The organism is Pseudomonas sp. ML2-2023-3, from assembly GCF_037055275.1.
Classification (GTDB): Bacteria; Pseudomonadota; Gammaproteobacteria; order Pseudomonadales; family Pseudomonadaceae; genus Aquipseudomonas.
Window position 1 is genome coordinate 2404030 of record NZ_CP146343.1, and the last position, 25745, is coordinate 2429774.

The following is a 25745-nucleotide window of genomic DNA, read 5'->3' on the forward strand; positions in this document are numbered from 1 at the left end:
TGGATCTATGGGTTGAGTTTGAAGCTGACACTGATGTTCGCTGATTGGCCCTTATGCAATAACGTCAGCCCGGGGTGGCCGGGCAGGTGATGGGCATTGACCGGGTGGCTGACGGGTTCGAAGCAGAAAAAGTCCTCTCCCGGCGGGCAATACACCAGGCAGTAAGGGCTGCCCGTTGCCTGACAGCCCAGCGTATAGCCCAAGTCCGGCTGGCTGATCACTGCGTTGCCATCCCACTCGGTGAAACAATTGTCGAGCCGGGTTTGCGGCAAAGCGTTGCTCTGGTTGAAGTCCCACTCCATCGGCAGGGGCGCAAGCTCCGTGGGCAGGCCCTGGTCATCGCACAGCCAGACCTGAGCAGACTTTGCCTGCAATCGTGTGTTGGCGGTGCGTGGCAGATACGGGTGTAGCCCCAGGCCATGCCAGGCCGCGTGCTCGTCCTGATGGGTCACGCTCAGCTCGATACGCAGTTGGCCGTCGCTCAGGCTGTAACGCAGTTGCGCACGGTAGGCAAAGGGGACGGTGCTGTCGAGTTGCAGGCAGGCATGGTGCGGGCTGTGCTCGGTCACGCTCCAGGCCTGCTGCCATGCACTGCCGTGGATGGGCAGCAGGCCTGGAGGATTGTTGGGCTGCAAGGCGAACCAATGGCCTGCGCCTTCGAAGCCTCCATCCCCGATCCGGTTCGACCAGGGCACCAGTGGGTAACAGGCCAGCTGGTTGGCCGAGTTGCTGTCCAGGGCATCGGCTGCACTTGGGCGAAACAAGGGCTGGCCGCTGGCAATGATGCTCCAGTCAAGAATGCTGCCGCCTATGTGCGGTGCCAGAGTCAGACGGGTCAGGCCGTCTTCAAGGGTCAATGTTTCTGTGGGCATGGGGCTCTACCGTTAGGGAATGACAGATCAATCGGTGGCACGGCGCCAGGTCAGCATCACGATACCCGCGACCACGATCAGGCCGCCGATGATTTGGCCGCTGCTGAGCAACTGGTCCAGGATCAGCCAGCCAAACAGCAGGCTTGCCACTGGCTCAACGTTCATTACGGGTGCGTTGCGGGCCATGTTCAGGCGCGTCATGCAGATAAACAACAGGCAGAACCCTAGTCCATAAAGCGCCACCAGGCAGGCCAGAGCTGTCCAGCCGGTGGACGAGGAGGGCAGCGACACGCCGCCGGGCAGCACACCGCTGACCCCGGCCAGGGCCGCTGCGCAAAATACAATCAGCATGGTCAGCATGCTGCGCACCGTGCCACGCAGGCTCGACAGCTTGTGATCGGTAATCCAGAGCGCACAGGCGAACACGGAGGCCGCGGCGAACCCGAACAGAATGCCTTCGAGCCATTGCGCTTCGGTGGTGCCCTGGTTGGACAGGCGCTCGGGGACGTCCAGGGCAAAGACCAGGCCGCACATGATCAACCCCATGAGCAGCGCCGCTCGCCGTGTCGGGGCTGCACCTCCCAGGGCCCAGGTCAGCAGCACCAGCAGGATCGGCGCCACGTTGGCAATCAACAGCGCCAGTGCCACGGGAATCCGTGCCACGGCCGAATAGATAAAGAAACTTTGTGCCGCGATCAGCAGCCCCAGCAGCACTTGCCAGCGCCAGTTGGCAGGGGTCAGGCGCGGGCGTTCGCGTTGCCACAGCACCAGGCTGGTCAACACCAGCAAGGTCACGCCAGCGCGGCACAGAATGGCCAGTAACAGGCCTGTGTCGTGATCGAAGGCGATGCGGGCGGCGATGTGGTTGCCCGCGAATGCGCAGGCCAGCAGGACCAGAATCAACACGGCGATATGGCGGGGGAACAAAGCAGGAGCAGACATAAGTAACCAGCCTCCTTGGCTGGAAATAAAGCCTCTTGGATAAGCATTGTGGGAGCGGGCTTGCTCGCGATGGGAACGCTGCGGTGTATCAGTTACACCGCGTCGTCTGCATCGCAAGCAAGCCCGCTCCCACGGGCAGGGGACGGGTTATAGCACCAGGCTTGGCAACCACAGCGAGATGGCCGGAACGTAGGTCACCAGCATCAGCACCATGAACAGCGCCACGTAGAACGGCAGCAAGGCTTTAACCGTGTTTTCGATAGTGACTTTACCCACGGCAGCGCCCACGAACAGCACTGCGCCTACCGGCGGTGTAATCAGTCCGATCCCCAGGTTGACCAGCATGATCATGCCGAAATGCACGGGATCAACGCCGATACCGATGATCACGGGCAGCAGGATTGGCGTAAGGATCAGAATCAGTGGCGCCATGTCCATCACGGTGCCCAGCAGCAGCAACATGACGTTGATGCACATCAGGATCACGTAACGGTTATCCGACAGCGTCAGGAACGCTGTGGTGATCTTCATCGGGATTTCCATCAGCGTCAGGATGTAACCGAAGCTGGCTGCAAAACCGATCAGGATCATCACGATGGAAATGGTGCGTACCGCCCGGTGCATCAGCTTGGGCAGGTCGCGCCATTTGTAGTCGCGATAAATGAACATGGTGACAAAGAACGACCAGACCACCGCAACGGCTGCCGACTCGGTGGCGGTGAAGATGCCTGTCAGGATGCCGCCGAGGATGATGACCATGGCCATCAGGCCCCACATCGCTTCACCGGCGATTTTCAGCGCCCGGCGCAGCGGAATCACTTCACCCTTGGGGTAGTTGCGCTTGCGCGCAAAGATCATGCACAGGCCCATCATCACGGCGCTGAGCAGCAATCCCGGCATGATGCCCGCCATGAACAGCGAAGCGATCGACACCGTACCGCCAGCGGCCAGCGAGTACAGCACCGAGTTGTGGCTCGGCGGTGTGAGCAAGGCTTGTACCGAACCGCTGACCGTCACTGCCGTGGAGAACTCGCGGGGGTAGCCGGCACGCTCCATCTCCGGAATCAGTACCGAGCCTACCGACGCCGTGTCAGCCACAGATGAGCCGGAAATCGCACCGAAAAAGGTTGAAGCCACGATGTTGACCAGTGACAGCCCGCCCCGTACGAAGCCCACCAACACCCCGGCAAATGCCACCAGCCGGCGTGACATGCCCCCTTCGGCCATGATCGCCCCCGCCAGTACGAAGAACGGGATAGCCAGCAGGGAGAATTTATTCACGCCCCCAGCCACCTGGATCATCAGGGCGTCGAACGGGATATCGATCCACCAGGCGCCGACCAGTGCCGACAGGCCCAGCGCATAGGCGACCGGCATGCCGAGAAGGATCAGGGCGATAAAGCTGCCCAACAATACGAAAGCGTCCATTTATACGGCCTCTTCGCTGGCTTCTACGATGTCGAACCGCACGGCACGGCGGTGGCTTTGGTCGCCCAGGAACAGTTTTTCCAGGACGAAGCAAAGGGTTATCAGGCCGCCAACAGGGATAGGTAAATAGGAGATGCCAACCCGCACGGACGGCATCTCACCAATGAACTGATTCCAGGTGGTCGCACACAATTTGAACCCCTTCACGGTCATGAACAGACAGACCATCACCATCAGTATTTGCACCAGCACGGCGACCTTGGGGCGGATGTGCCTGGGCATCCGTTCCACGGCCATCGCCACGGCCATATGGGCCCCGGCGCGGTAACTGGCGGCGGCCCCGAAAAAGGTGAATACCACCATCAATAAAATGGCGGTGGGCTCGGGCCAACTGGAGCCGGTCCCCAGCACGTAGCGGGCAAAGATGCCCCATGGAATGATCAGGGTCATGGTCAGTACCGACAGGCCGGCAATCCCGATACACACCCGGTACAACATGTCGTTAAAGCGCAGCACGGTATTTTTCATGGGGCTCACCACTGCGGCGGAAAACGGGCTGGAGCCCGTCACCGCGGCATTATCGGACTGACTTATTGAACGGCTTCAATACGGGAGATCAGGTCTTTGTAGTCAGCGCCATACTTGTCACGCACCGGCTGAGTCGCGTCGTAGAAGGCTTTTTTCTGCTCAGGCGTGAGGGTGATGAACTCAACACCACCGGCCTTGAGTTTGGTGACGCTTTCGGCGGATTTTTTGTCCCACAACTCGCGCTCTTCAAACTGCGCCTCGCGGGCAAGTTTCTGCACCAGGGCTTGTTGCTCCGGGTTGAGCTTTGTCCAGGTGGATTTGGCGATCACGATCGGCTCGGGCAGGATCAGGTGATCGGTCCAGGTGAAGTACTTGGCGTTCTGGTAGTGGTTGTGTTCAAGAAAGGTAGGCGGGTTGTTCTCTGCGCCATCGATCACGCCGGTCTGCAGGGCGCTGAAGATCTCGCCGGTGGCCATGCCGATACCATTGCCGCCCATGTCGTTGATGGTCTGGATAAATACCGGGTTGCCCTGGACGCGGATTTTCATGCCCTTGAGGTCGGCAATTTCGCGTACGGGCTTCTTGGTGTACAGGTTGCGGGTTCCGCCATCCATCCAGGCCAGCGCGACCATGTTGAAGTCGGAGTTGGTGATTTTATCCAGCATCTCCTGGCCAATTTCACCGTCGATGATTTTGCGCATGTGGGCCTGGTCGCGGAACACGAACGGCAGGTTGAACGCGTTGGTTTCCGGCACGACCGGCCCGAGGATGCCCAGGCTGACACGGGTCATCTGTATCGCGCCGGACTGGAGTTGCTCGACCACCTCTTTCTCGGAGCCCAGCACGCCACCGGCAAACATCTTGAAGGAAATATCGCCGTTACTCTGGGCCTGAAGCTTCTTGCCCATTTCCTGTTCAGCGACCACAGGCGGATAGCCAGTGGGGTGAACCTCGGCGAATTTGATTTTGATTTCGGCCTGGGCCATGCCTGAGAGGCAGAAAGCCAGCGGGAGCGCAGCGATAAGCAAGGTGCGTTTGAAATCCATGGGTCACTCCACATATTGTTTTTGTTATTTAAAGGTGTTGGATCAGCAATCAGTGATTGAAGGCGGGCTCCGGCAGGCCTTTGACGCCTGGCCTTAGGGCAAACACCCCGCCTGCCAGCGGCTGGTCGGCGAGATCCCCGGCAGGACGAATCGAGGTCACGAACAGGGTGTCCAGGTCTGCGCCGCCAAAGGCACACATCGCGGGTTTTTTGACGGGCACGGCCAGGGAGCGGTCAAGCTTGCCTTCAGGGGTAAAGCGATGGATCAACCCCGCATCGTTGCCGCAGATCCAGTAGCAGCCATCCGCGTCGACGGCGGCGCCATCAGGGCGGCCTGCCTGTTCGGCCATGTCCACGAACAGGCGGCGACCATGGGGCGTGCCGGTGTCGGTGTCGTAGTCAAACGCCCAGATCTTTTGCACATCGGGATGTGAGTCCGAGAGGTACATGGTTTTGCCGTCCGGGCTGAACGCCAGGCCGTTGGGTACGGTCAGCCCTTCAAGTTGCGCCTCGAGTGGTTCTTGCTGGCCCGCGCTGTAGCGATACATCGCGCCCACCGGCGCCCCGGCGGCCATGTTCATCAACATGGTGCCCGCCCAGAAGCGTCCCTGGCGATCGCAGCGGCCATCGTTAAATCGCATCCCTGGCAGGGCGTGGGTCACGCTGGCCAGCAGGCGACTGTCGAGGCTGCCATCGGTGTGGGGCGTGATGGCGAACAGCCCGTTCTCCATACCGGCGATCCAGCTGCCATTCCCTGCCTGAGCAATGCACGCGAGCATTTGCGAGGCTTGCCAGCTTTGGTTTTTGCCATCGGCGGGGCTCCAGCGGTGCAAGCGTTTTGCCGGGATATCCACCCAGAAAAGTGCCTGTTGCGCAGTGCTCCAGACCGGGCTTTCGCCGGTGGCGTTGCGTGCATCCAGAATCAGTTCAGCAGTCATGGCGGCTCAATCCTTGTCCGTATTCAGTGGTGTGCCCGGGGAGCGGTTTACTCGTCCCCGAACGGACCTGCCGCAACGAAGGCTCCGCCCTGGTAAACCATGGCTGGATCGTTGGCCGCTGGCACAGGCTGGGCGTCGATCTTGGCGCGGAATACTTCAGAGGTGTCCCTGGGCTCAAAACCCAGGTGGGCGGCAAAGCGGTTGTCCCACCACACGTTGAGGTTGTTGGAGGCGCCATAGACCACGGTGTGGCCGACATTGGGGGTGTACAGCGAGCGCTCGATCAACTGCGTGAGGTCGGCAAAGCTCAGCCAGGTGCTCATCATCCGGCGGTTTTGCGGCTCGGGGAACGAGGAGCCGATGCGGATGCTGACGGTTTCGATGCCGTAGCGATCGAAGTAGAAGGTGGCCATGTCTTCGCCGTAGGACTTGGACAGACCGTAATAGCCGTCCGGACGTCGCGGGGAGTGGGCATCCAGGGTTTGGTCCTGCTTGTAGAACCCGATGACATGGTTGGAGCTGGCGAAGATCACGCGCTTGACGCCATGACGGCGTGCGGCTTCGTAGATATGGAAAATACCGCTGATGTTGGGGCCCAGAATCTCTTCGAACGGACGCTCTACCGAGACCCCACCAAAGTGCAGGATGGCGTCTACGCCTTCAACCATCTGGTGAACAGCGTGCTTGTCGGCAAGATCACAGAGGACTATTTCTTCGTGGCTATCGGCCGCGGGTGCTATTTGGGCGATATCAGAGAGTCGCAACACCTTCGCGTAGGGCTTGAGGCTTTCGCGCAGTACCTTCCCCAGACCGCCGGCTGCACCGGTGAGAAGAAGGCGATTGAAGGGGGTTTGGACAGTACGTGTGGTTGTCATCAAAAATCCCTGTATTTCTTGTTATTGTCATCTGTTGTCGTATGACTTGGCTTGGATTATTCACAGCCATTGTGGTGGTTGTCAATGCCGAATCCGTACTTGTAACGGCTAAGGTTTTACTATTTGGGGAGCGTCACATACCTGTGGGAGCTGGTTTGCCGGCGATGCAGACACCACGGTGTGGCAGGTTGCACAGATGCCATCGCGAGCAAGCCCGCTCCCACAGATCAAGAAGGGCGCTTACAACAACGACAGCGGATAGCTGATGAAGATGCGGTTTTCGTCGAATTCGTGCGTGCTGTAATCGCGACGGATGCTCGCGTTGCGCCAGCGCAGGTTCAGGTCCTTGAACGTGCCGCTTTGCACGGTGTAGGCCAGTTCCGATTCGCGGCCCCATTCCTTGCCATCCGTAATGGCGCCGGTGTGGATGTTATCGCCGCTGATATAGCGGTTCATCATCGTCAGGCCGGGGACGCCAAGCACTGCAAAATCCAGGTCGTGGCGCAGTTGCCAGGAGCGTTCCTTGGCGTTGTCGTAGCTGGAGTTGTAGCTGTCGTTGGCCAATGTGCCGCCGCTGGTGCCGTTGACGCGGAACCAGCCATCGTCGCCGCTGATTTTCTGCAGGCCTACATACAGGGTGTTGCCTTTGTATTTGGCCGAAAGCAGGGCGTAGGCGGTTTTGTTGTCCAGATCGCCAGCCAGTTTGTTGCCGTCTTCCTTGCCCCAGAAATAGCCAAGGTTGGCGCCCAGGGTCACATCGCCGATGGGCTGGCTGTGCAGGACGTTCAGGAATTGCTGCTGATAGATATCTTCCAGCTGGGCGTACCACACGCCGACCTGAGTGCGCTTGTCGTTGAAGCTGTAATCACCGCCGGCAAAGTTGAAACGGTCGGAGGTAAAGGCGCCTTTACCGTTGAGCGACATTTCTTCCATGCTTGCATCGTTACGCGGACTGTTGGCACGGAACTGACCGCCATAGAGGTTCAGCCCGGCGATTTCTTTTGACGTGATCTGGCCGCCACGGAAGGTTTGAGGCAGGGAGCGCCCGTCATCCGAGCGCAGGATTGGCAATACAGGCATCCACTCGCCGATTTTAAGCTCCGTGCTGGATATTTTGGCCTTGGCTGCAACGCCCAGGCGGCCGAAGTTATCGGCGGGCTCGCCATCACTATGGGTCGGCAGCAGTTGTGTGCCGACTGTGCCTTTACCGCCATCGAGCTTCTGAGAGTAGAGCCCCAGCACATCCACCCCGAAACCGACCGTGCCTTGGGTAAAGCCGGACTTGACGTCGAGAATGAAGTTTTGTGTCCACTCTTCGGCTTTGCTTTGTGGATAGTTGGGGTTGGTGTAATTGCGGTTGATATAGGCGTTGCGCAGGGTCAGGGTGGCCTTGGTGTCGTCCACAAAGCCCTCTGCCATGCCCGTTAACGGCAAGGCCAGGCCCATGCTGCCGAGGCCGAGCAGCGCAAGGGAGCGGGTACTTTTGGCGTTTATCGAGCGTGTGAGAAGCGAGAGGGCGCAGGTAGGTGAAATCATCCGTAGAGCTCCTTGATCATTATTATTTTTGTTATCTGTTGTCATACAACTGGACGGATTTTTTACAGAGTGCGCACAGGGTTGTCAATGCTGCGTGATGTCGTTTTCATGGCTGCTGGCGCAAGTCGCGGGATTGAGCTTGAGTGTTCAAGGGGCAGTGCTTCTTATCGCAGCCGGTGTCAGGGGCTACACTGCGTCTATTCCAAGCATTCGCGGCCTACTGACATGGATGACACATGAACGAAACAAGTCTTCAACGCAAAACCCTGCTCCTGTTGCTGGCCTTGGTCACGATTGCCTTCATCTGGATTTTACTGCCGTTTTACGGGGCGATTTTTTGGGCTGTGGCCCTGGGGATCCTGTTCGCACCGCTGCAACGCAAGTTGCTGCTCAAGATGCGGGGGCGCCGCAATCTGGCAACGTTCACCACGTTGGGTGCGTGTACGGTGATCGCGATCATACCGGTGGTCATCACCACGGCCTTGCTGGTGCAAGAAGTGGCCACTCTCTACAAGGATGTTGAGAGCGGCAAGATCAACGTCGCCAGTTATGTCATGCAGTTCAAGGACATCTTGCCGCCCACGGCGCAGGACTGGCTTGATCATTTCGGCCTGGGCAGCATTGACGGTCTCAGTGAAAAAGTCTCCAAGGGCGTACTCGAAGGCAGCCAGTTTTTTGCCACTCAGGTCTTCAGTTTTGGCCAAAGTACCTTTGATCTGGTGGTGAGCTTTTTCATCATGCTGTACCTGCTGTACTTCTTTATTCGTGATGGCCAGCAAATGGTGCGCACCATCCGCAATGCGGTGCCGCTGGCAGAGCAGCAAAAACGCCTGTTGCAGCTCAAGCTGCGCCGTGTGGTTCGGGCCTCGGTCAAGGGCAACCTGGCGGTGGCCATTACCCAGGGGGCATTGGGCGGGGTGATTTTCTGGGTGCTGGGCATTCACAGTGCGCTGTTCTGGGCGGTGCTGATGATGTTTCTGTCGCTGCTGCCCGCCGTAGGCGCCGGGATCGTCTGGGCACCGGTCGCGGTTTACTTTGTAGTGACCGGTGCGGTCTGGGAAGGGGTAGTGCTGGCGCTGTACGGGGTATTCGTGATCGGCATGGTGGACAACGTGCTGCGCCCGATCCTGGTGGGTAAAGACACCAAAATGCCGGACTTCCTGATCCTGATTTCGACCCTGGGCGGCATGGCGATCTTTGGCCTCAATGGCTTTGTGATCGGGCCGTTGATCGCCGCCCTGTTTCTGTCCAGCTGGGGATTGTTCAGCGGCACCCGCCGCAAGGTGCGGTTGCCTGCCGATATCCAGACGGAGGATTAACGCAAGCTGTAGGAAACCCCTATGTAGGCGCCCATGCCTTCTCCAGGCGTGGAGCGTGCCGCATCCAGACCTTTGTCGTCATAGCCGGGGGTAATGGTGGCGGCGTAGCGCTCACCGGTGAGGTTGCGCAGGTCGAGCCAGGTTTGCCAGTCCTGCTTGGGGGAGTTGTAGCCCAGCGTTGCGCCAAACAGCATGTACGACGACGCGTAGTACGAGTTGGCGTAATCCACCGCCATCCGCGAAGCCACCTGGGTGTTTACCCCGGCATAGAAGCCTTGCGGGTGGTCATAGCGGACTTCGGCCTGGTAGTAGTGTTGTGGGATGCCCGGCAGTTTGTTATCACCAAAGCGGTCGTCATCACGGTAGTGGAAGTCGCTGAACGTGTAGGCCTGACGCAGGGATACTTTGCCTGCGGCTCGACCTTCCCACAGGAGGCTGTTGAGGCCTGCTTCGATGCCTTGGTGCACGGTTGGGCTGGCGTTGGATTCGCCCACAATCGGTCCCAGGTTTTGCGTCGCTGCTTGCAACTCAACGGTCAACAGCTCATGGCGCACGGCCGAGTAATACCAGGCCAGATCCCACTGGCCGAGCCATGACTCGCCACGGGTGCCCAGTTCCAGGGTTGTGGCGGTCTGATTTTGCAGGTCGATAGGTGTGCTTTGGCGGCCGGTTGCCGCACCGCTGCCAACCGGGAACACATAAGGTGAACTCCAGATCATCGACCACGGGTGCGGTGGTTCGACCGAGCGACTCAGGTTGGTGTATACCTGCAGGTTCGGGTTGAACTCATAGCGCAGGCCGACGCGCGGGGCGTAGTCCCAGTCATGCTGGCTGACCTTGCCACCGCTCTCGGGGTAGCTCACATCGCTCTCGCGGCGGGTATAGATCAACGCCATGCCGGTGGTCAGCCACAGGTCAGGCATCAGCTCCAGATCATTGCTGGCATGCAGCACGCTGTCCGAACCCTGGTAGCTGAAGTCGCGCATCTTGGTGCCGGGTGCGTAAGTCGCCGTATTGCCTCGAGGGATGCGTACATATTCCGACGCACCGCTGTTAGGCAGGTGCTTGGTGTTGCGCAGGCCCACAGTGGTGTTGCTTTCAAGCCCGAACAGGGTGTCGCGACGCTTGTAGTTCAGCGTGCCGCTGACATCGGTGTAGGCAACTTTCAGGCGATTGGGGCCTTCACGCAGATCCATCGGGTAGTCGTGATAGACCAGGCCCACTTCCAGTTGCGAATCGTCATCCAGGTACATCGTGGTCTTGTTGCCCAGCCAGGCACTGCCGGGTTGCGGGCGGGTGTAGTCACCGCTGACGTAGGCCGGGTTGGCTGCCCGGGGATGATGCTTGATGCTGTCTTTGGTCACGCGCCCGGCCAGTTCGTTATCGGTTTCGCGATAGCGCAGGTAGAAGCGGGTTTCCAGTTGCGGGCTGAAGCGATAGCCGACGTTGGCGGCAATGCCTTTGCTGTTGCCAGCGGTGTGGTCCTGATAGCCGTCAGTGTTGGAATCTGTCAGGGAGACGTAGTAGTCCAGATCCCCCAGCACCTGCCCGGAGCTGATCTGGCGTTTCTGATAGCCGTAGCTGCCGGCTTCATAGCGCACTTGCAATGGCGCCGCGTCGTAGCCGGTATGGGTGACATAGTTGATCGACCCGCCCAGGGCCAGCGAGCCGGTTTCGAAACCGTTGGCGCCGCGCAGCACTTCGGCGCGGCTTAGCCACAAGGGTTCAAACAGTTCATAGGGCGTACCGCCGGGGCCGGTCAGCGGTAATCCGTCGAACATGACATACAGGCCTGAACCGTGGGCGCTGGGGGCGCGGTTGATGCCCGAGCCGCGTACCGAGACCTTGGCCCCGTCATTGCCCGCTGATTGCGCATAGACCCCCGGTTGATAGGCCAGCACATCGGCATTGCTGGCAGTGCGGCCGTTTTCGACGCGGGTCATGTCGATCAGGTTGCTGGCGCCGGGGATTTGCTCAAGTGCGGCCTTTGCGGCCTCAAGCTCACTGCTTTCTTCGCTGCGTACCTGAACCTCGCCCAGTTCCAGGGCACTGCCATAGGCGGGGGCGCTGCAGATCAACGCCAAGGGTAAAAGTGAAGAAAGAGCAGAGCGCATTAATGGAGCTTCCAGGTCGATGGGCGGGCGGCGCGCCAGCCTATACAAGCCGAGAATCACTCGCAACGTGCGGGCAGCATAAATTGAGTGGGAGTGGGCTTGCTCGCGATGTGTTTCACGCCGATTCTGTTGATCTCAAGCATCTGGCCACTGTTGCCGCTCATTTGCTGCGTGATGCTTGCGGTCTTCTTGATATCACTTGGTTAACTGATGCGTTGAGTACATATCCGGCATCTAGGTCTAACTGGACTATTGGTTTCGCTCTTACAGCGAGTCCCTTTTTGAAGGACCAAAAAGCAACCAAAAAGTCCTCGCCCCAGCGTACGGCCTTCGCTTCGCTCAGGTTCCCTCGTTCCGGTCCCGCTCCGTGGGCCCGCCGTGACGAGCCATCCTTGGCCCAACACGGCTCTCCCGAAGGGGCGGGCAGATCAAAAGCATTTCGCGCCGAGGCGGCCGACCGGCCGGCCTGTTTGGTGTAAGTGCGCGCTGCTCAATCTGTAGTCGCTGACGAGCCGTGCGAGGCTGCGTCCGGCTGCGTAGCAGTCGTAAAACCAGACACAGCGGTCGTTCAGGTAAATCCCGGACGCAGGTTTTGCGGTCGCTTCGCAACCGATCGCAGCCTTCGTTCCTCGTCAGCGGCTACAGGGGGCTGCTTGATATCGCTTGTTTAACGGGAGTATCGGTTTCGCCCTTACGGCTGATCACTTTTCCAGACGCCGAAAAAGTCCCCCAAAAGGCGTTCCCCTGTGTATCACCGCACGTCACGTCTGAGAAACTCATCCCGGGTCGAAGGGGCTTACGAGGTTGAGTTGTCACAGAGCGGGCCTTTGGCCCAATGGTCAGTCGCTTCAGCGCTCAGGTAAGGCAGTACCTCCCGGGCCGTATCTTCGAATCGGGTAGTGCGGGTGCCTTTATTGTCATATCTGAACCAGTGGTCTCCTTCCATGGCCGCGCCCAACCGAATGCGTTTATTGGGATGCAGGTGCGTGGCGACCACTTTTGCCGCGGGGATCTGCTCGCCCCAATGCAGGGTGACTCCCTCAGTCGGACTGACAGCGACTTCAATAACAAAACCGCCTCCATGTTTATCAAACTGAAACGTTAGCAGGTCAATTTGCTGTCCCGTGTTACGGCGAAAGTGAGGAAAAGACCCCTTAAACCCCATGCTGCGAAGTACCGGGACGACATGTTCTTTTAATGCGGCATCAATTTTCTCGCGTTCCATGGCATGACTCCATTTGGCAGGCAGTTATTCGGTAAGACATGCGCAGGTGCCAGTCGAACAGCATTGCCGTTGTTCGGGTGTGGCAGGTTTTTACTCAGCAGTTGAATACTGGCGTATAGCGTTCTTCACGTTTTTTAAAGTGGATGGGTGCCATGGGCACTTTTTCACCATTCACGTAAATATCCGGGAAGGTGAGTGTGAAGTCATCCATGTCGCCCTTGCCCAGTGGCGTTCCCTTACGGCTGCTGCTGGTGTGTTCCTGCGGGTCAAAGCCGGTTTCCAATTGATCGATACTGACTTGATAGGTTTCACCCGTCGCCAGCGTTACGCTCACCCTGGGGGAGGCGGCACTCACCCACAGAGGCGGGTCGGTTTGTTTGTAGGCTGCTCGGCGTTGATCCGGGGTGTTCAGGTTGCGCAAGCGTGGAGGTATGTAGAGTCGGCCAAACAGGCGAAGCTCGGTATCAACTGAGCGCAGGTTACCCGGCCAGCTCGATGTGCCCGGCGGCGCTACATAGACCAGTACATGCACCCAATTGAGTTCTTCCGAGAGGGGGGCAAAGCTCATTGCTGCTTTTGGACCAGGGCAGGTGCGATCAAGCACGGCGTTTTTACCCGTTGCGGATTCCGGATACAGATAGGGCCCCGTGCTGCATCCTGCGAGCAACGCCATGAGCGGGTAGAGGAAGTATTTCTTCATTGGGGGGCCAACTCCATTTGCGGTATTGCCGACTATGTCATCTCTGCGATGGCTTCTCATCAGTTCTGTTACTGGTTCTGCTGGCCATCCTGGGCCTTCCGTCGGTGCGCACAGATTAAAACAATGCGCGTCGAGGCAGCCTGTTTTCGTGTTGACGACCCGTAGCCAGGGCTACAAATCCAACAAAAAACCCCGTGAAGGCCAGGCCTTCACGGGGTTTCGGGTACAGCGCTTAACGCTTAGCCAGCAAAGTTCAGCGCGGCGTGTTGCACCAGTTCCAGCATTGGCTGCGGGTATACACCCAGGAAGAACACCATGACCGAAACCGCCAGCAACATGACGCCGCCGGCTTTTTGTTCCCAGTTCAGCGGAGCATCGTGGCGATGCAGTTTCGGCTCGACCAGGTACAGGGTCACCATCACACGCAGGTAGTAGAACACGCCAATGGCGCTACCCAGGATCAGGGAACCGACCAGCCACCATTGGTGAGCTTCAACGCCCGTGGCAATGATGTAGAACTTGCCGATAAAGCCCGCAGTCAGCGGAATGCCCGCCAGCGACAGCATCATCACGGTCATGACCGCCGTCAGGTACGGACGGCGCCAGAACAGGCCGCGGTACTCGTACAGGGCGTCTGCGTCACGGCCTTTGTACGGCGAAGACATCAGGGTAATGACACCGAATGCACCCAGGCTGGTCAGGACGTAGGTGATCAGGTAAACACCGATCGCTTCCATGGCCATGCCCTTGCTCGCCACCAGGGCGATCAGCAGGTAGCCGAAGTGGGCGATGGACGAGTAACCCAGCAGTCGCTTGAGGTTGTTTTGGGTCAGGGCCAGCAAGTTACCGAACAGGATCGAGGCAATCGCGATCACGGTCAGTACATCGCTCATCACACCGGTAGTCGCCGAAGGCGTGATCTGGAACAGACGCACCATCACGGCAAACACGGCCACTTTCGACGCGGTAGCCAGGAAGGCGGCGACCGGAGCCGGGGCACCTTCGTACACGTCTGGCGTCCAGAGGTGGAAAGGAACCAGGGACAGTTTGAATGCCAGGCCCACCAACATCATGCCCAGACCCAGTTGTGCCAGCGGCGCAGGTACGCCAGTGGCTGCCAGGGCCAGACCAATGCCGCTGAAGCTCAGGCTGCCGGCTTCGGCGTACAGCAAAGCCATGCCGAACAACAGGAACGCGGAACCGGCTGCCGACAGCACCATGTACTTGATGCCGGCTTCCAGGGAGCGCTTGTTGAAGAAGGCATACGCCACCAGGCCGTAAACCGGTACCGAGAGCAGTTCCAGACCGATAAACAGGCCCGCCAGGTGTTGTGCGCTGACCAGCACGATACCGCCGGTCGCAGCCAGCAGCATCAGCAGGTAAAGCTCTTCACGGTTGCCCGGGTAGCCCGTGCCGCCTTCGCCCAGATAGGCGTGAGCCAGGGTGACGCAGGCCAGGGTCGCGGCCAGGATCAGCCCGATGTACAGAAAGGCGAAGTTGTCCATCATCAACAGCGGGGTGACAGCCAGTGGAGCAACTTTCAACGCCGGGAAGATCGACAACAAGGCCAGGTTAAGACCCGCCACCGAAAGCAGGAAGGTCTGTGAGTGGTTGCGGCGCCACGCGATTGCCAGCATCACCACAACAACGGTGAGGCTGGTAATCAGCAGCGGAGCAAGCGCGATAAAGTGTTGGATCGTGAATTCCATAGCGCTCTTACCGGGCCGAAGCGAGTTGAGTGAAGGCGGTGCCGAGCCATTGCTGCACGCCATGCATGGTGGCAGCCGAGGTATCGAGGAACGGTTGTGGGTACACGCCGATGAAAATCAGCAATACCGCCAGACCGAGCACCATGATCAGTTCACGTGCATCCATGCCGGCCAGTACAGCGTCGGACTTGGACGGGCCGAAATAGGCACGGTGAATCATGATCAGCGAGTAGACCGAACCAAACACCAGACCGGTCGTTGCAATGGCCGTGATCCATGGGAAGCTGGCGAACGAGCCAATCAGGATCAGGAACTCACCCACGAAGTTACCGGTACCCGGCAAGCCCAGGGACGCTGCCGCGAAGAACAGGCTGATGGCGGGCAGGTAAGCGATCTTGGACCACAAACCACCCATCTCACGCATGTCACGGGTATGCAGACGCTCGTACAGTTGACCGCTGAGGATAAACAGCGCGGCAGCCGAAACACCGTGGGCCAGCATCTGGATCACTGCGCCTTGCAGGGCCAGCTGGCTGCCGGAGTAGATACCGATCAGTACGAAGCCCATGTGCGAAACACTGGAGAACGCGATCAGACGCTTGATGTCGGTTTGTGCGAAGGCCAGGAATGCACCGTAGAAAATCCCGATCAGGCCCAGGGCCATGGCGATCGGCGCAAACTCGGCCGAAGCATTCGGGAACAGCGGCAAGGCGAAACGCAGCAGACCATACGCAGCGGTCTTCAACAGGATACCGGCCAGATCGACCGAACCTGCGGTAGGTGCCTGTGCGTGAGCATCCGGCAGCCAGGAGTGGAACGGTACAACCGGCAGCTTCACGGCAAAGGCAATGAAGAAGCCCAGCATCAGGATGTACTCAGTGGTGAGCGACATCTTGGTTTTCAGCAACTCGGCGTAGCTGAAGGTAATCACGCCGGTGCTGTTGAAGTTGACCAGCACCAGACCCAGGATCGCCACCAGCATGATCAGGCCGGAAGCCTGAGTGAAGATGAAGAACTTGGTCGCGGCGTAGATACGGGTTTTCTTGCCGTCCGATGAGCTGTGACCCCAGAGCGCGATGAGGAAGTACATCGGCACCAGCATCATTTCCCAGAAGAAGAAGAACATGAACAGGTCGATGGCGAGGAACACGCCAACCACGCCGCCCAGGATCCACATCAGGTTCAGGTGGAAGAAGCCCACGTGACGCTGAATTTCTTTCCAGGAACACAGAACCGACAGCACACCGAGCAAGCCGGTCAGCAGGATCATCAGCAGCGACAGGCCGTCCAGCGCCAGGTGCACGCTGATACCGAAGCGTGCAATCCAGGTGTGCTGGAACTCAAGGGCCCAGGTCGGATCGGCGCCAGGCGCCGGTGCAAATGAGTAGTTCCCCTGGGACCACAGCCAAAGGCCGAGGGCAAGCTCAAGGGACATGGTCAGCAATGCAATCCAGCGGGGCAGGGTGGAGCCGAAACGCTCACCCAGCCAGCACAGGAGGCCGCCGATAAAGGGGATCAGGATTAGCCAAGGCAGAATCATGACGGGCTCAATTCCTTTCGCAAAGTCGAAGGTTCATATCAGACCGCTACCAACACGATGGCGCCCATGACCAGTACAGCACCGGCGGCCATGGATGCAGCGTACCAACGCAGTTGACCGGTTTCGCTGCGGCTCAGGGCGTTATGCCCGGCCTTGGCCATCTTCGGGATCAAACCAATGGTCTGGTCCAGAGGATCTTTGGCCAGCAAGCGGCAGATCAACAGGTACGGTTTGACGAACAGTTTGTCGTACAGCCAGTCGAAGCCCCAGGCAGCGAACCACCAGGCCGACAGGAAGCGACCGATGCCGCTGTTGGCGACTGCGGTTACAAAGCGACGCTTGCCCAGGTACAGCAGGGCGGCGAGCAGGATACCGGCCAGGGCGATGGCGCCCGAGGCGATTTCCAGGCTGTGCTTGGCTTCACCGCCAGCATGGCCAACGCTTTGTGGCAGTACACCGGCCAGTGGCGGGGTGATCATGGCGCCGATGAAGGTCGACAGTACGATCAGCACGCTCAATGGCAGCCAGTAGGTTACGCCGTGGCCCGCATGCGCTTCAGTCTTGGCTTCACCGTGGAACGTGATGAAGATCAGGCGGAAGGTGTACAGCGAGGTCATGAACGCACCGACCAGACCGGCATACAACAGTTCGTTGTTACCGCTGGCGAAGGCTTCCCAGAGGATTTCGTCCTTGGAGTAGAAACCGGCCGTCAGCAATGGCAAGGCAGACAGCGCCGCGCCACCGACGATAAAGCTGGCGTAGGCCAGAGGCAGTTTTTTCCACAGGCCGCCCATCTTGAAGATGTTCTGCTCGTGATGGCAGGCAACGATCACCGCACCCGATGCAAGGAACAACAGCGCCTTGAAGAAGGCGTGGGTCATCAGGTGGAAGATCGCGCCGTCCCAGGCACCTACGCCCAATGCCAGGAACATGTAGCCGATCTGGCTCATGGTCGAGTAGGCAAGGATGCGTTTGATGTCGGTTTGTACCAGTGCAGCAAAACCGGCCAGGACCAGGGTCACACCGCCGACGATGCCGACCAGGTGCAGCACGTCAGGCGCCAGGGTGAACAGGCCGTGGGTACGGGCAATCAGGTACACACCGGCCGTTACCATGGTTGCGGCGTGGATCAGGGCCGACACCGGGGTAGGACCGGCCATGGCGTCTGCCAGCCAGGTTTGCAGCGGCAGTTGCGCAGATTTACCGACAGCGCCGCCCAGCAGCATCAGGGTCGCCAGTACGATCCAGAAATCACCGGCCTGGAACTTCTGAGGTGCCAGAACCAGCAGTTCCTGAATATTCAGCGTGCCCAGTTGCTGGAACAGGATGAACAGGCCGATGGCCAGGAACACGTCGCCGACGCGGGTCACGATAAAGGCTTTGAGTGCGGCGTTACCGTTGTTGCGGTTGCTGTAGTAGAAACCGATCAACAGATACGAGCACAGGCCCACGCCTTCCCAGCCGAAGTACACGAACAGCAGGTTATCGGCCAGGATCAGGAACAGCATGCTGGCGATAAACAGGTTGGTGTAGGCAAAGAAACGTGAGTAGCCGTTTTCGCCGCGCATGTACCACGAAGCAAACACGTGGATCAGGAAGCCCACGCCAACCACTACGCCGAGCATGGTGACCGACAGGCCGTCCAGGTGCAGGGCGAAGTTGGGCTTGAAGCCTTCCACCGACATCCACTGCCACAGCACTTGCGTGTACTCGCCGCCGGGTGGCGGTGCGACATTGAATTGCCAGATCACATACGCGGCCACGATGGCCGACAGGCCAATGGAGCCAACGCCGATCACGGCCGAGAGGTTTTCGCTGAAGCGTCCACGGGAGAACGACAGCAGCAAAAAGCCGATCAGGGGGAATACGAAAGTCAGAAAGAGAAGGTTCATCCGCGCATCTCACTGGCAGCATCGATATCAAGCGTATGGAAGCGGCGATACAGCTGCAGCAGGATCGCCAGGCCAATACTGGCCTCAGCGGCTGCCAGGGTGATCACCAGGATGAACATCACTTGTCCATCCGGCTGCGCCCAGCGTGCACCGGCAACGATGAAGGCCAGTGCAGCGGCGTTCATCATGATTTCCAGACTCATCAATACGAAGAGAATGTTGCGACGTACCATCAGGCCGACCAGACCGAGGCAGAACAGGATGCCCGCTACCGCGAGACCATGTTCGAGAGGTATTCCTGGCATGTTATTGCTCCTTCGCCTCAGTGCGGCCCAAGTGGAACGCCGTCACAGCTGCAGCAAGCAGCAGCATCGAGGCGAGTTCGACCACCAGCAGGTACGGGCCGAACAGGCTGATGCCCACGGCTTTGGCATCAATGGTGGTTTGACCGATTGCTGCACCGCTCTGGTGAGCGAACAGCACGTACAGCAATTGGGCCAGCAGGATGGCCGACAAAATGCTCGGGCCGATCCAGATGCCCGGCTTGAGCCAATGGCGTTCTTGCGTCACCGAGGCAGGGCCCTGGTTGAGCATCATCACCACGAACACAAACAGCACCATGATGGCACCGGCGTAGGCGATCACTTCGAGCACACCGGCAAAGGGTGCACCGAGGCTAAAGAACGTCATCGCCACGGCAATCAGCGAAATAATCAGGTAGAGCAGGGCGTGCACAGGGTTGGTGTTGGTGATCACGCGTAGCGTGGACACGACAGCGACACCCGATGCGAAATAGAAAGCGAATTCCATCGTTCTTCCTTAAGGCAGCAAGCTCTTCACGTTGATCGGCTCGGCTTCGTTCTGGGCAGCGCCTTTCGGCTTGCCCTCAACGGCCATACCCGCAACACGATAGAAGTTGTAATCAGGGTTCTTACCGGGACCGGAGATCAGCAGATCTTCTTTCTCGTACACCAGATCCTGACGTTTGAACTCGGCCATCTCGAAATCCGGTGTCAGCTGGATCGCGGTGGTCGGGCAGGCTTCCTCACACAGGCCGCAAAAAATGCAGCGTGAGAAGTTGATGCGGAAGAACTCCGGGTACCAACGACCATCTTCGGTTTCGGCTTTTTGCAGCGAGATGCAGCCTACCGGGCACGCGACAGCGCACAGGTTACAGGCTACACAACGCTCTTCGCCGTCCGGGTCGCGGGTCAGGACAATCCGGCCACGGTAGCGCGGTGGCAGGTAGACCGGTTCTTCCGGGTATTGCAGCGTGTCACGCTTGCGGAAGGCATGGCCAAAGACCATCACCAAGCTGCGAAGCTGGGTGTAGGTGCCATGCACGATGTCAAACAGGTACTTGAACATGGGTCTCTATCCTCACTGAACCGCGCCGGCAGGCGTGTTCAACAACACGACTGCGGCGGTCACCAGCAAATTGATCAGGGTCAGCGGCAGGCAGAACTTCCAGCTGAAGTCCATCACTTGGTCATACCGTGGGCGCGGAATAGAAGCGCGCAACAGGATGAAGATCATGATGAAAAACGCGGTCTTCAGGGCGAACCAGATAAACGGGATCTGCGGCAGGATGCCGAAAGGCCCGTGCCAGCCACCGAAGAACAAAGTCACCAGCAACGCCGAGATCAACACGATCCCGATGTATTCACCAACGAAGAACATGCCCCATTTCATGCCGGCGTATTCAATGTGGTAACCATCGGCCAGTTCCTGTTCTGCTTCTGGCTGGTCGAAGGGGTGACGGTGAGTCACGGCCACGCCTGCGATGAAGAAGGTCAGGAAACCGAAGATCTGCGGAATGATGAACCACAGGTTCTGCGCCTGGTATTCAACGATGTCGCGCATGTTGAACGAGCCAACCTGCACCACGATGCCCATCAGCGCCAGGCCCATGAACACTTCGTAGGAAACCGTCTGTGCCGAGGCGCGCAAGGCACCCAGCAGCGCGAACTTGTTGTTGCTCGACCAGCCTGCAAACAACACCGCATAGACCGACAGGCCGGCCATCGCGAAGAAGAACAGGATACCGACGTTCAGATCCGCCACGCCCCAGGTCGGGGTGATCGGGATAATCGCGAAGGCGATCAGCAAGGCGCTCATGGCCACAACCGGTGCCAGGGTGAAGATCACCTTGTCGGCAAACGGTGGGGTCCAGTCTTCCTTGAAGAACATCTTGATCATGTCGGCGGCGATCTGGAACGCGCCGAACGGGCCCACGCGGTTCGGACCGTAACGGTCTTGCCACAAGGCCAGCAGGCGACGCTCGACCCAGCTGAGCAGCGCGCCGCACACCACGACGGCGAGCAGGATGACCACGGCTTTGAGCACCGAGATAATCACGTCGATCACTTCAGGGGTGAACCAGGTCATTGGGCTGCCTCCTGCAAACCGTCAACGGTAAGGCCAAAGATCGCAGGCGGGATACCGGCGAGGCCTGCTGGCAATGCCACCAGACCTGAACCCAGCTCTTCATTGATACGCAGCGGCAGACGCAGGGTCACGCCGACAACGTTCAGGCTGAGCAGCGCGCCATCATTGACACCCAGACGGTCGGCTTCGGATTTGGCCAGTGCGATGTAGGCAGCCGGAATGCGTTCCTGAACCGGCGCGGCTTTGGAAGAGTTCTCTTCGCTGCCCAGCAGGTGGAAGAACGGCACGACTTGCCAGGTGCCACGTGCCGGGTTGAATGCGCCCGGGATGTTGGCGAACCAGCTCAGCGAATCACCTGTGCTTTCGATCAGGCGGGTGCCCGGGTCGCCAGCGCGGATATGACCACCCACTTCGTCCTGGAACTTGTTCCACGCTTGTGGCGAGTTCCAGCCCGGCGACCAGGCGAACGGCACTTGCTGGCGCGGTTCGACGGAGCCCGAGTAACCTTCCATGGAGAAGGCGAACGCGGTGTCCGGGTCTTGCGGGGTACGAGGTTCGTGCACGCTGATGTTGGCACGCATGGCGGTACGGCCGCTGTAACGCAGCGGTTCGCGAGCCAGTTTCATGCCCTTGATGCGGAACGCAGCAGACGGCGCGGCATCAACGATGCGGGCCAGTGCAGGTGTGCTTGCAGCAGTGGCTTGCGTGACGTGGTCGAGCAAGGTCCAGTCAACCGGCTTGTTCAGCAGGGTGCTGCGCAGGGCATGCAACCAGCGCCAGCCTTCGTGAACCAGGATGCTGGCGTCCAGATAAGTCGGGTCGAAGACCTGGAAGAAGCGCTGGGCGCGGCCTTCCTGGCTGACCAGAGTACCGTCGCCTTCAGCGAAGCTGGCTGCCGGCAGTACCAGGTCGGCACGGTCGGTGGTGGCCGTCTTCTGGTGGTCGGCAACGATCACCACTTTGGCAGCGTCCAGCGCGGCGTTGACCTTGACGGCGTCGACGCGGGTGAACAGGTCGTTTTCCAGTACCACGATGGCGTCGGCTTTACCGTCGATCACCGCTTGCAGGGCTGCATCTACCGAATCGCCACCCAGCATGGCCAGGCCGAGGCTGTTGGCTTCCGGCACGACGAGGCTGATGGAACCGGCTTTTTCACGCAGGTGCAGGGCTTTGGCGATGTTGCCTGCCGCTTCGATCAGGGCCTTGGAGCCCAGGGAAGTACCGGCAATGATCAATGGGCGTTTGGCCGCGAGCAGGGCGTCGGCGATGCGCTTGGCCAGCTCCAGTGCTTCAGCGTCCAGGCCGGCAACGGCAGGGGCGCTGGCGTCGAGGGCGTGAGCCACGGCGAAACCGATACGGGCCAAGTCATCCGGCGCAGCGTGTACGCATTCTTCAGCCACGTCATCGAGCTTGGTTTCAGCCAGGCTTGCGATAAACAGCGGATTCAGCGCGTGCTGGCCGATGTTTTTCACGGCGGCATCGAGCCACGGCTGAACGCGCATGGCGTCGGCCATGTCCTCAGCCTTGCCCTTGACCGATTGACGCAGTGACAGCGCCATGCGGGCGGCGGTCTGGGTCAGGTCTTCGCCGAGGACGAAAATGGCGTCGTGATCTTCGATCTCGCGCATGTTCGGCACTGGCAGCGGGCTGTCTTTCAATACTTGCAGCACCAGGCGGATGCGCTCCAGCTCACCGGCTTCGATGCCCGAGTAGAAGTGCTCGGCGCCGACCAGTTCGCGCAACGCGTAGTTGCTTTCGAGGCTGGCCCGTGGCGAACCGATACCGACAATGTTGCGACCGCGTAGCAGGTCAGCGGCTTTATCCAGCGCGTTGTCCAGGCTCAGCTTGGTGCCGTCGGCCAGCAGTGGCTGACGTGGACGATCGGTGCGGTTGACGTAGCCATAGCCGAAACGACCACGGTCACACAGGAAGTACTGGTTGACCGAACCGTTGAAGCGGTTTTCGATGCGACGCAGTTCCCCATAACGCTCGCCCGGGCTGATGTTGCAGCCGCTGGAGCAACCGTGGCAGATGCTCGGTGCAAACTGCATGTCCCACTTGCGGTTGTAGCGCTCGGAGTGGGTTTTGTCGGTGAACACACCGGTCGGGCAGACTTCGGTGAGGTTGCCCGAGAACTCGCTTTCGAGCACGCCGTCTTCAACGCGACCGAAGTACACGTTGTCGTGGGCACCGAATACGCCCAGGTCAGTGCCGCCAGCGTAGTCTTTATAGAAGCGTACACAGCGATAGCAGGCGATGCAGCGGTTCATCTCGTGAGAAATGAACGGGCCCAGTTGCTGGTTCTGGTGGGTACGCTTGGTGAAGCGATAACGGCGCTCGTTGTGGCCGGTCATCACGGTCATGTCTTGCAGGTGACAGTGACCGCCTTCTTCGCACACCGGGCAGTCGTGCGGGTGGTTGGTCATCAGCCATTCAACAACGCTGGCGCGAAACACTTTCGCCTCTTCGTCGTCGATGGAGATCCAGCTACCGTCGGTGGCCGGGGTCATGCATGACATGACGATACGACCACGCTTGTCGTTCTCGTCGGTGTACTGCTTGACGGCGCATTGGCGACAAGCGCCAACACTGCCCAGGGCAGGGTGCCAGCAGAAATACGGGATATCGAGGCCCAGCGACAGACACGCCTGTAACAGGTTGTCTGCCCCATCGACTTCGAGATCTTTGCCGTCTACGTGGATAGTGGCCATTGTTCAAAGGTCTTCGTTGGCCCGGTGTCAGCGGGCGTGGCTAATGGAATCTTGTTATGCGTTCGAAACAACTCAGCCTCACGGCGTTATCGAACGATCAAAGAGCGGCACGGACCGCTCTCCTACAGAGCGTTACGCGCCGATTACAATCGGGCGTGCCAGAGGCGGTACACCGGGTTTTGCTTGCGCAATGCCGGCTTCGAACTCTGGACGGAAATACTTGATCGCGCTGCCCAAAGGCTCCACGGCACCCGGTGCGTGAGCACAGAACGTCTTGCCAGGGCCGAGGAAGCCGACCAGACCCAGCAGGGTCTCGATATCGCCGGGCTGACCTTCGCCGTGTTCAATCGCCATCAGGAGCTTGACGCTCCACGGCAGACCATCACGGCAAGGGGTGCAGAAACCGCACGATTCGCGAGCGAAGAACTGTTCCATGTTGCGCAGCAGGGAGACCATGTTGACGCTGTCGTCGACGGCCATTGCCAGGCCGGTACCCATACGGGTGCCGACCTTGGCGATACCACCGGCGTACATTTGTGCGTCAAGGTGCTCCGGCAGCAGGAACCCGGTACCGGCGCCACCTGGCTGCCAGCACTTGAGCTTGAAGCCGTCGCGCATGCCGCCAGCGTAGTCTTCGAACAGTTCGCGAGCGGTCACGCCGAACGGCAGTTCCCACAGGCCAGGGTTCTTCACTTTGCCGGAGAAGCCCATCAGCTTGGTGCCGTGGTCTTCGCTGCCTTCGCGGGCGAGGGATTTGTACCAGTCAACGCCGTTGCCGATGATGGCCGGTACGTTGCACAGGGTTTCAACGTTGTTCACGCAGGTCGGCTTGCCCCATACGCCCACGGCAGCCGGGAACGGCGGCTTGGAGCGCGGGTTGGCGCGACGGCCTTCGAGGGAGTTGATCAGTGCGGTTTCTTCGCCGCAGATGTAACGCCCGGCGCCGGTGTGAACGAACAGTTCGAAGTCAAACCCCGAGCCCAGAATGTTCTTGCCCAGCAGGCCTGCTGCCTTGGCTTCTTCGACAGCACGGCGCAGGTGCACGGCAGCCGTGGTGTATTCGCCACGCAGGAAGATATAGCCGCGGTAGGTTTTGAGCGCACGGGCACTGATCAGCATGCCTTCGATGAGCAGATGGGGCAGTTGCTCCATCAGCATGCGGTCTTTCCAGGTGTTGGGTTCCATTTCATCGGCGTTACACAACAGGTAACGGATGTTCATGGACTCATCTTTTGGCATCAGCCCCCACTTCACGCCCGTGGGGAAGCCCGCACCGCCGCGGCCCTTGAGGCCAGCGTCTTTCACGGTCTGGACGATGTCGTCCTGGGCCATGTCAGCGAATGCCTTGCGCGCAGCGGCGTAACCGTCCTTGGCCTGGTATTCGTCGAGCCACACCGGCTCGCCGTCGTCACGCAGACGCCAGGTCAGGGGGTGGGTTTCTGCCGAACGCTTGATCAGGTTGGCAGGGCCGAAAGAAGTCAGGCTCATGGGTAGGCCTCCAGCAACGTGGCGACGCCAGCAGGCTGCACGTCACCGAATGTGTCGTCGTCGATCATCAACGCCGGCGCCTTGTCGCAGTTGCCCAGGCAGCACACCGGCAGCAGCGTGAAGCGGCCGTCCGCAGTGGTCTGGCCCAGGCCGATGCCCAGCTTGTTCTGGATTTCGCCAACCACGGATTCGTGGCCGCCGATGTAGCAGACCATGCTGTCACACACGCGGATGATGTGACGGCCAACGGGCTGGCGGAAGATCTGGCTGTAGAACGTGGCCACACCTTCAACGTCGCTGGCAGGGATGCCCAGCAGTTCGCCGATGGCGTAAATCGCGCCGTCCGGCACCCAGCCGCGTTCCTTCTGAACGATCTTCAGGGCTTCGATCGACGCTGCGCGTGGATCTTCGTAGTGATGCATCTCGTGCTCGATGGCCGAGCGCTCGGTTTCGCTCAGGGCGAAACGGTCTGTCTGGATAAGCGTGCTGTTCATG

General features: G+C 59.6%; 22 protein-coding genes. 1 reads left to right on the forward strand and 21 read right to left on the reverse strand.

What is annotated here, in order from left to right; all coding sequences use genetic code 11:
- Nucleotides 1-5: 5 nt before the first annotated feature.
- The 8 genes from V6P94_RS11200 to V6P94_RS11235 all read right to left on the reverse strand — a co-directional run bounded on the left by V6P94_RS11200 (nucleotide 6) and on the right by V6P94_RS11235 (nucleotide 8164).
- The gene (locus V6P94_RS11200; protein ID WP_133078146.1) at nucleotides 6-872 is read right to left on the reverse strand and encodes an aldose 1-epimerase; all 867 of its coding nucleotides are present in this window, start codon (nucleotides 870-872) and stop codon (nucleotides 6-8) included.
- Nucleotides 873-899: 27 nt separating this feature from the next.
- The gene (locus V6P94_RS11205) at nucleotides 900-1814 is read right to left on the reverse strand and encodes a DMT family transporter (RefSeq protein ID WP_133078147.1); all 915 of its coding nucleotides are present in this window, start codon (nucleotides 1812-1814) and stop codon (nucleotides 900-902) included.
- A gap of 147 nt (nucleotides 1815-1961) precedes the next feature.
- On the reverse strand, nucleotides 1962-3242 hold the full coding sequence (locus tag V6P94_RS11210; protein WP_133078149.1) for a TRAP transporter large permease: 1281 nt from the start codon (nucleotides 3240-3242) through the stop codon (nucleotides 1962-1964).
- A complete protein-coding gene (locus V6P94_RS11215) occupies nucleotides 3243-3770 on the reverse strand; it encodes a TRAP transporter small permease (protein ID WP_133078150.1) in 528 nt (175 codons plus the stop codon).
- Nucleotides 3771-3832: 62 nt separating this feature from the next.
- Nucleotides 3833-4816, reverse strand: a complete 984-nt coding sequence (locus tag V6P94_RS11220) for a TRAP transporter substrate-binding protein (RefSeq protein ID WP_133078151.1) — start codon at nucleotides 4814-4816, stop codon at nucleotides 3833-3835.
- Nucleotides 4817-4865: 49 nt separating this feature from the next.
- A complete protein-coding gene (locus tag V6P94_RS11225; RefSeq protein WP_133078152.1) occupies nucleotides 4866-5753 on the reverse strand; it encodes an SMP-30/gluconolactonase/LRE family protein in 888 nt (295 codons plus the stop codon).
- A 47-nt stretch (nucleotides 5754-5800) separates the two neighbouring features.
- Nucleotides 5801-6628 (reverse strand): NAD(P)-dependent oxidoreductase, encoded by an 828-nt coding sequence (locus V6P94_RS11230; RefSeq protein WP_219261563.1) that lies wholly within the window; start codon nucleotides 6626-6628, stop codon nucleotides 5801-5803.
- A gap of 240 nt (nucleotides 6629-6868) precedes the next feature.
- Nucleotides 6869-8164 (reverse strand): OprD family porin, encoded by a 1296-nt coding sequence (locus V6P94_RS11235; RefSeq protein ID WP_405046742.1) that lies wholly within the window; start codon nucleotides 8162-8164, stop codon nucleotides 6869-6871.
- Nucleotides 8165-8400: 236 nt separating this feature from the next.
- On the opposite strand from V6P94_RS11235, the gene V6P94_RS11240 reads away from it, so the two are divergent.
- Nucleotides 8401-9483: an AI-2E family transporter gene (locus tag V6P94_RS11240; RefSeq protein WP_133078154.1), complete on the forward strand. Its 1083-nt coding sequence runs from the start codon at nucleotides 8401-8403 to the stop codon at nucleotides 9481-9483.
- Here the strand turns inward: V6P94_RS11240 and V6P94_RS11245 are convergent.
- From V6P94_RS11245 to nuoE, 13 genes are all read right to left on the reverse strand, one after another.
- The gene (locus V6P94_RS11245) at nucleotides 9480-11597 is read right to left on the reverse strand and encodes a TonB-dependent receptor domain-containing protein (protein WP_338649336.1); all 2118 of its coding nucleotides are present in this window, start codon (nucleotides 11595-11597) and stop codon (nucleotides 9480-9482) included. The two genes, V6P94_RS11240 and V6P94_RS11245, sit on opposite strands and share 4 nt — an antisense overlap.
- A 796-nt stretch (nucleotides 11598-12393) precedes the next feature.
- On the reverse strand, nucleotides 12394-12822 hold the full coding sequence (locus V6P94_RS11250) for a DUF4304 domain-containing protein (protein ID WP_133078156.1): 429 nt from the start codon (nucleotides 12820-12822) through the stop codon (nucleotides 12394-12396).
- A gap of 94 nt (nucleotides 12823-12916) precedes the next feature.
- On the reverse strand, nucleotides 12917-13522 hold the full coding sequence (locus V6P94_RS11255) for a hypothetical protein (RefSeq protein WP_133078157.1): 606 nt from the start codon (nucleotides 13520-13522) through the stop codon (nucleotides 12917-12919).
- A gap of 239 nt (nucleotides 13523-13761) precedes the next feature.
- The gene (gene nuoN, locus V6P94_RS11260) at nucleotides 13762-15231 is read right to left on the reverse strand and encodes an NADH-quinone oxidoreductase subunit NuoN (protein ID WP_133078158.1); all 1470 of its coding nucleotides are present in this window, start codon (nucleotides 15229-15231) and stop codon (nucleotides 13762-13764) included.
- 7 nt (nucleotides 15232-15238) lie between these two features.
- On the reverse strand, nucleotides 15239-16771 hold the full coding sequence (gene nuoM, locus V6P94_RS11265; protein WP_133078159.1) for an NADH-quinone oxidoreductase subunit M: 1533 nt from the start codon (nucleotides 16769-16771) through the stop codon (nucleotides 15239-15241).
- Between the two features lie 38 nt (nucleotides 16772-16809).
- Nucleotides 16810-18663: an NADH-quinone oxidoreductase subunit L gene (gene nuoL, locus V6P94_RS11270; RefSeq protein WP_133078160.1), complete on the reverse strand. Its 1854-nt coding sequence runs from the start codon at nucleotides 18661-18663 to the stop codon at nucleotides 16810-16812.
- The gene (gene nuoK, locus V6P94_RS11275) at nucleotides 18660-18968 is read right to left on the reverse strand and encodes an NADH-quinone oxidoreductase subunit NuoK (protein WP_019412103.1); all 309 of its coding nucleotides are present in this window, start codon (nucleotides 18966-18968) and stop codon (nucleotides 18660-18662) included. The genes nuoL and nuoK overlap by 4 nt, the downstream gene beginning before the upstream one ends.
- Before the next feature lies 1 nt (nucleotide 18969).
- Nucleotides 18970-19473, reverse strand: a complete 504-nt coding sequence (nuoJ, locus tag V6P94_RS11280) for an NADH-quinone oxidoreductase subunit J (RefSeq protein WP_019828520.1) — start codon at nucleotides 19471-19473, stop codon at nucleotides 18970-18972.
- Nucleotides 19474-19482: 9 nt separating this feature from the next.
- Nucleotides 19483-20031, reverse strand: coding sequence for an NADH-quinone oxidoreductase subunit NuoI (nuoI, locus tag V6P94_RS11285; protein ID WP_016780194.1), 549 nt, complete (start codon nucleotides 20029-20031; stop codon nucleotides 19483-19485).
- Between the two features lie 12 nt (nucleotides 20032-20043).
- Nucleotides 20044-21051 (reverse strand): NADH-quinone oxidoreductase subunit NuoH, encoded by a 1008-nt coding sequence (gene nuoH, locus V6P94_RS11290; protein WP_019828518.1) that lies wholly within the window; start codon nucleotides 21049-21051, stop codon nucleotides 20044-20046.
- Nucleotides 21048-23762 (reverse strand): NADH-quinone oxidoreductase subunit NuoG, encoded by a 2715-nt coding sequence (nuoG, locus tag V6P94_RS11295; RefSeq protein ID WP_133078161.1) that lies wholly within the window; start codon nucleotides 23760-23762, stop codon nucleotides 21048-21050. Before nuoG ends, nuoH begins: the two co-directional genes overlap by 4 nt.
- Nucleotides 23763-23894: 132 nt before the next feature.
- Complete coding sequence (nuoF, locus tag V6P94_RS11300) at nucleotides 23895-25250, reverse strand: NADH-quinone oxidoreductase subunit NuoF (RefSeq protein ID WP_086796175.1); 1356 nt, start codon at nucleotides 25248-25250, stop codon at nucleotides 23895-23897.
- Complete coding sequence (gene nuoE / locus V6P94_RS11305; RefSeq protein WP_016780198.1) at nucleotides 25247-25744, reverse strand: NADH-quinone oxidoreductase subunit NuoE; 498 nt, start codon at nucleotides 25742-25744, stop codon at nucleotides 25247-25249. Before nuoE ends, nuoF begins: the two co-directional genes overlap by 4 nt.
- Nucleotide 25745: the final 1 nt, after the last annotated feature.

Bases quoted from the DNA above. Each gene is read 5' to 3' on its own strand.
- V6P94_RS11200 (WP_133078146.1), bottom strand. From the start codon at position 872: ATGCCCACAGAAACATTGACCCTTGAAGACGGCCTGACCCGTCTGACT.
- V6P94_RS11205 (WP_133078147.1), bottom strand. From the start codon at position 1,814: ATGTCTGCTCCTGCTTTGTTCCCCCGCCATATCGCCGTGTTGATTCTG.
- V6P94_RS11210 (WP_133078149.1), bottom strand. From the start codon at position 3,242: ATGGACGCTTTCGTATTGTTGGGCAGCTTTATCGCCCTGATCCTTCTC.
- V6P94_RS11215 (WP_133078150.1), bottom strand. From the start codon at position 3,770: ATGAAAAATACCGTGCTGCGCTTTAACGACATGTTGTACCGGGTGTGT.
- V6P94_RS11220 (WP_133078151.1), bottom strand. From the start codon at position 4,816: ATGGATTTCAAACGCACCTTGCTTATCGCTGCGCTCCCGCTGGCTTTC.
- V6P94_RS11225 (WP_133078152.1), bottom strand. From the start codon at position 5,753: ATGACTGCTGAACTGATTCTGGATGCACGCAACGCCACCGGCGAAAGC.
- V6P94_RS11230 (WP_219261563.1), bottom strand. From the start codon at position 6,628: ATGACAACCACACGTACTGTCCAAACCCCCTTCAATCGCCTTCTTCTC.
- V6P94_RS11235 (WP_405046742.1), bottom strand. From the start codon at position 8,164: ATGATTTCACCTACCTGCGCCCTCTCGCTTCTCACACGCTCGATAAAC.
- V6P94_RS11240 (WP_133078154.1), top strand. From the start codon at position 8,401: ATGAACGAAACAAGTCTTCAACGCAAAACCCTGCTCCTGTTGCTGGCC.
- V6P94_RS11245 (WP_338649336.1), bottom strand. From the start codon at position 11,597: ATGCGCTCTGCTCTTTCTTCACTTTTACCCTTGGCGTTGATCTGCAGC.
- V6P94_RS11250 (WP_133078156.1), bottom strand. From the start codon at position 12,822: ATGGAACGCGAGAAAATTGATGCCGCATTAAAAGAACATGTCGTCCCG.
- V6P94_RS11255 (WP_133078157.1), bottom strand. From the start codon at position 13,522: ATGAAGAAATACTTCCTCTACCCGCTCATGGCGTTGCTCGCAGGATGC.
- nuoN (WP_133078158.1), bottom strand. From the start codon at position 15,231: ATGGAATTCACGATCCAACACTTTATCGCGCTTGCTCCGCTGCTGATT.
- nuoM (WP_133078159.1), bottom strand. From the start codon at position 16,771: ATGATTCTGCCTTGGCTAATCCTGATCCCCTTTATCGGCGGCCTCCTG.
- nuoL (WP_133078160.1), bottom strand. From the start codon at position 18,663: ATGAACCTTCTCTTTCTGACTTTCGTATTCCCCCTGATCGGCTTTTTG.
- nuoK (WP_019412103.1), bottom strand. From the start codon at position 18,968: ATGCCAGGAATACCTCTCGAACATGGTCTCGCGGTAGCGGGCATCCTG.
- nuoJ (WP_019828520.1), bottom strand. From the start codon at position 19,473: ATGGAATTCGCTTTCTATTTCGCATCGGGTGTCGCTGTCGTGTCCACG.
- nuoI (WP_016780194.1), bottom strand. From the start codon at position 20,031: ATGTTCAAGTACCTGTTTGACATCGTGCATGGCACCTACACCCAGCTT.
- nuoH (WP_019828518.1), bottom strand. From the start codon at position 21,051: ATGACCTGGTTCACCCCTGAAGTGATCGACGTGATTATCTCGGTGCTC.
- nuoG (WP_133078161.1), bottom strand. From the start codon at position 23,762: ATGGCCACTATCCACGTAGACGGCAAAGATCTCGAAGTCGATGGGGCA.
- nuoF (WP_086796175.1), bottom strand. From the start codon at position 25,250: ATGAGCCTGACTTCTTTCGGCCCTGCCAACCTGATCAAGCGTTCGGCA.
- nuoE (WP_016780198.1), bottom strand. From the start codon at position 25,744: ATGAACAGCACGCTTATCCAGACAGACCGTTTCGCCCTGAGCGAAACC.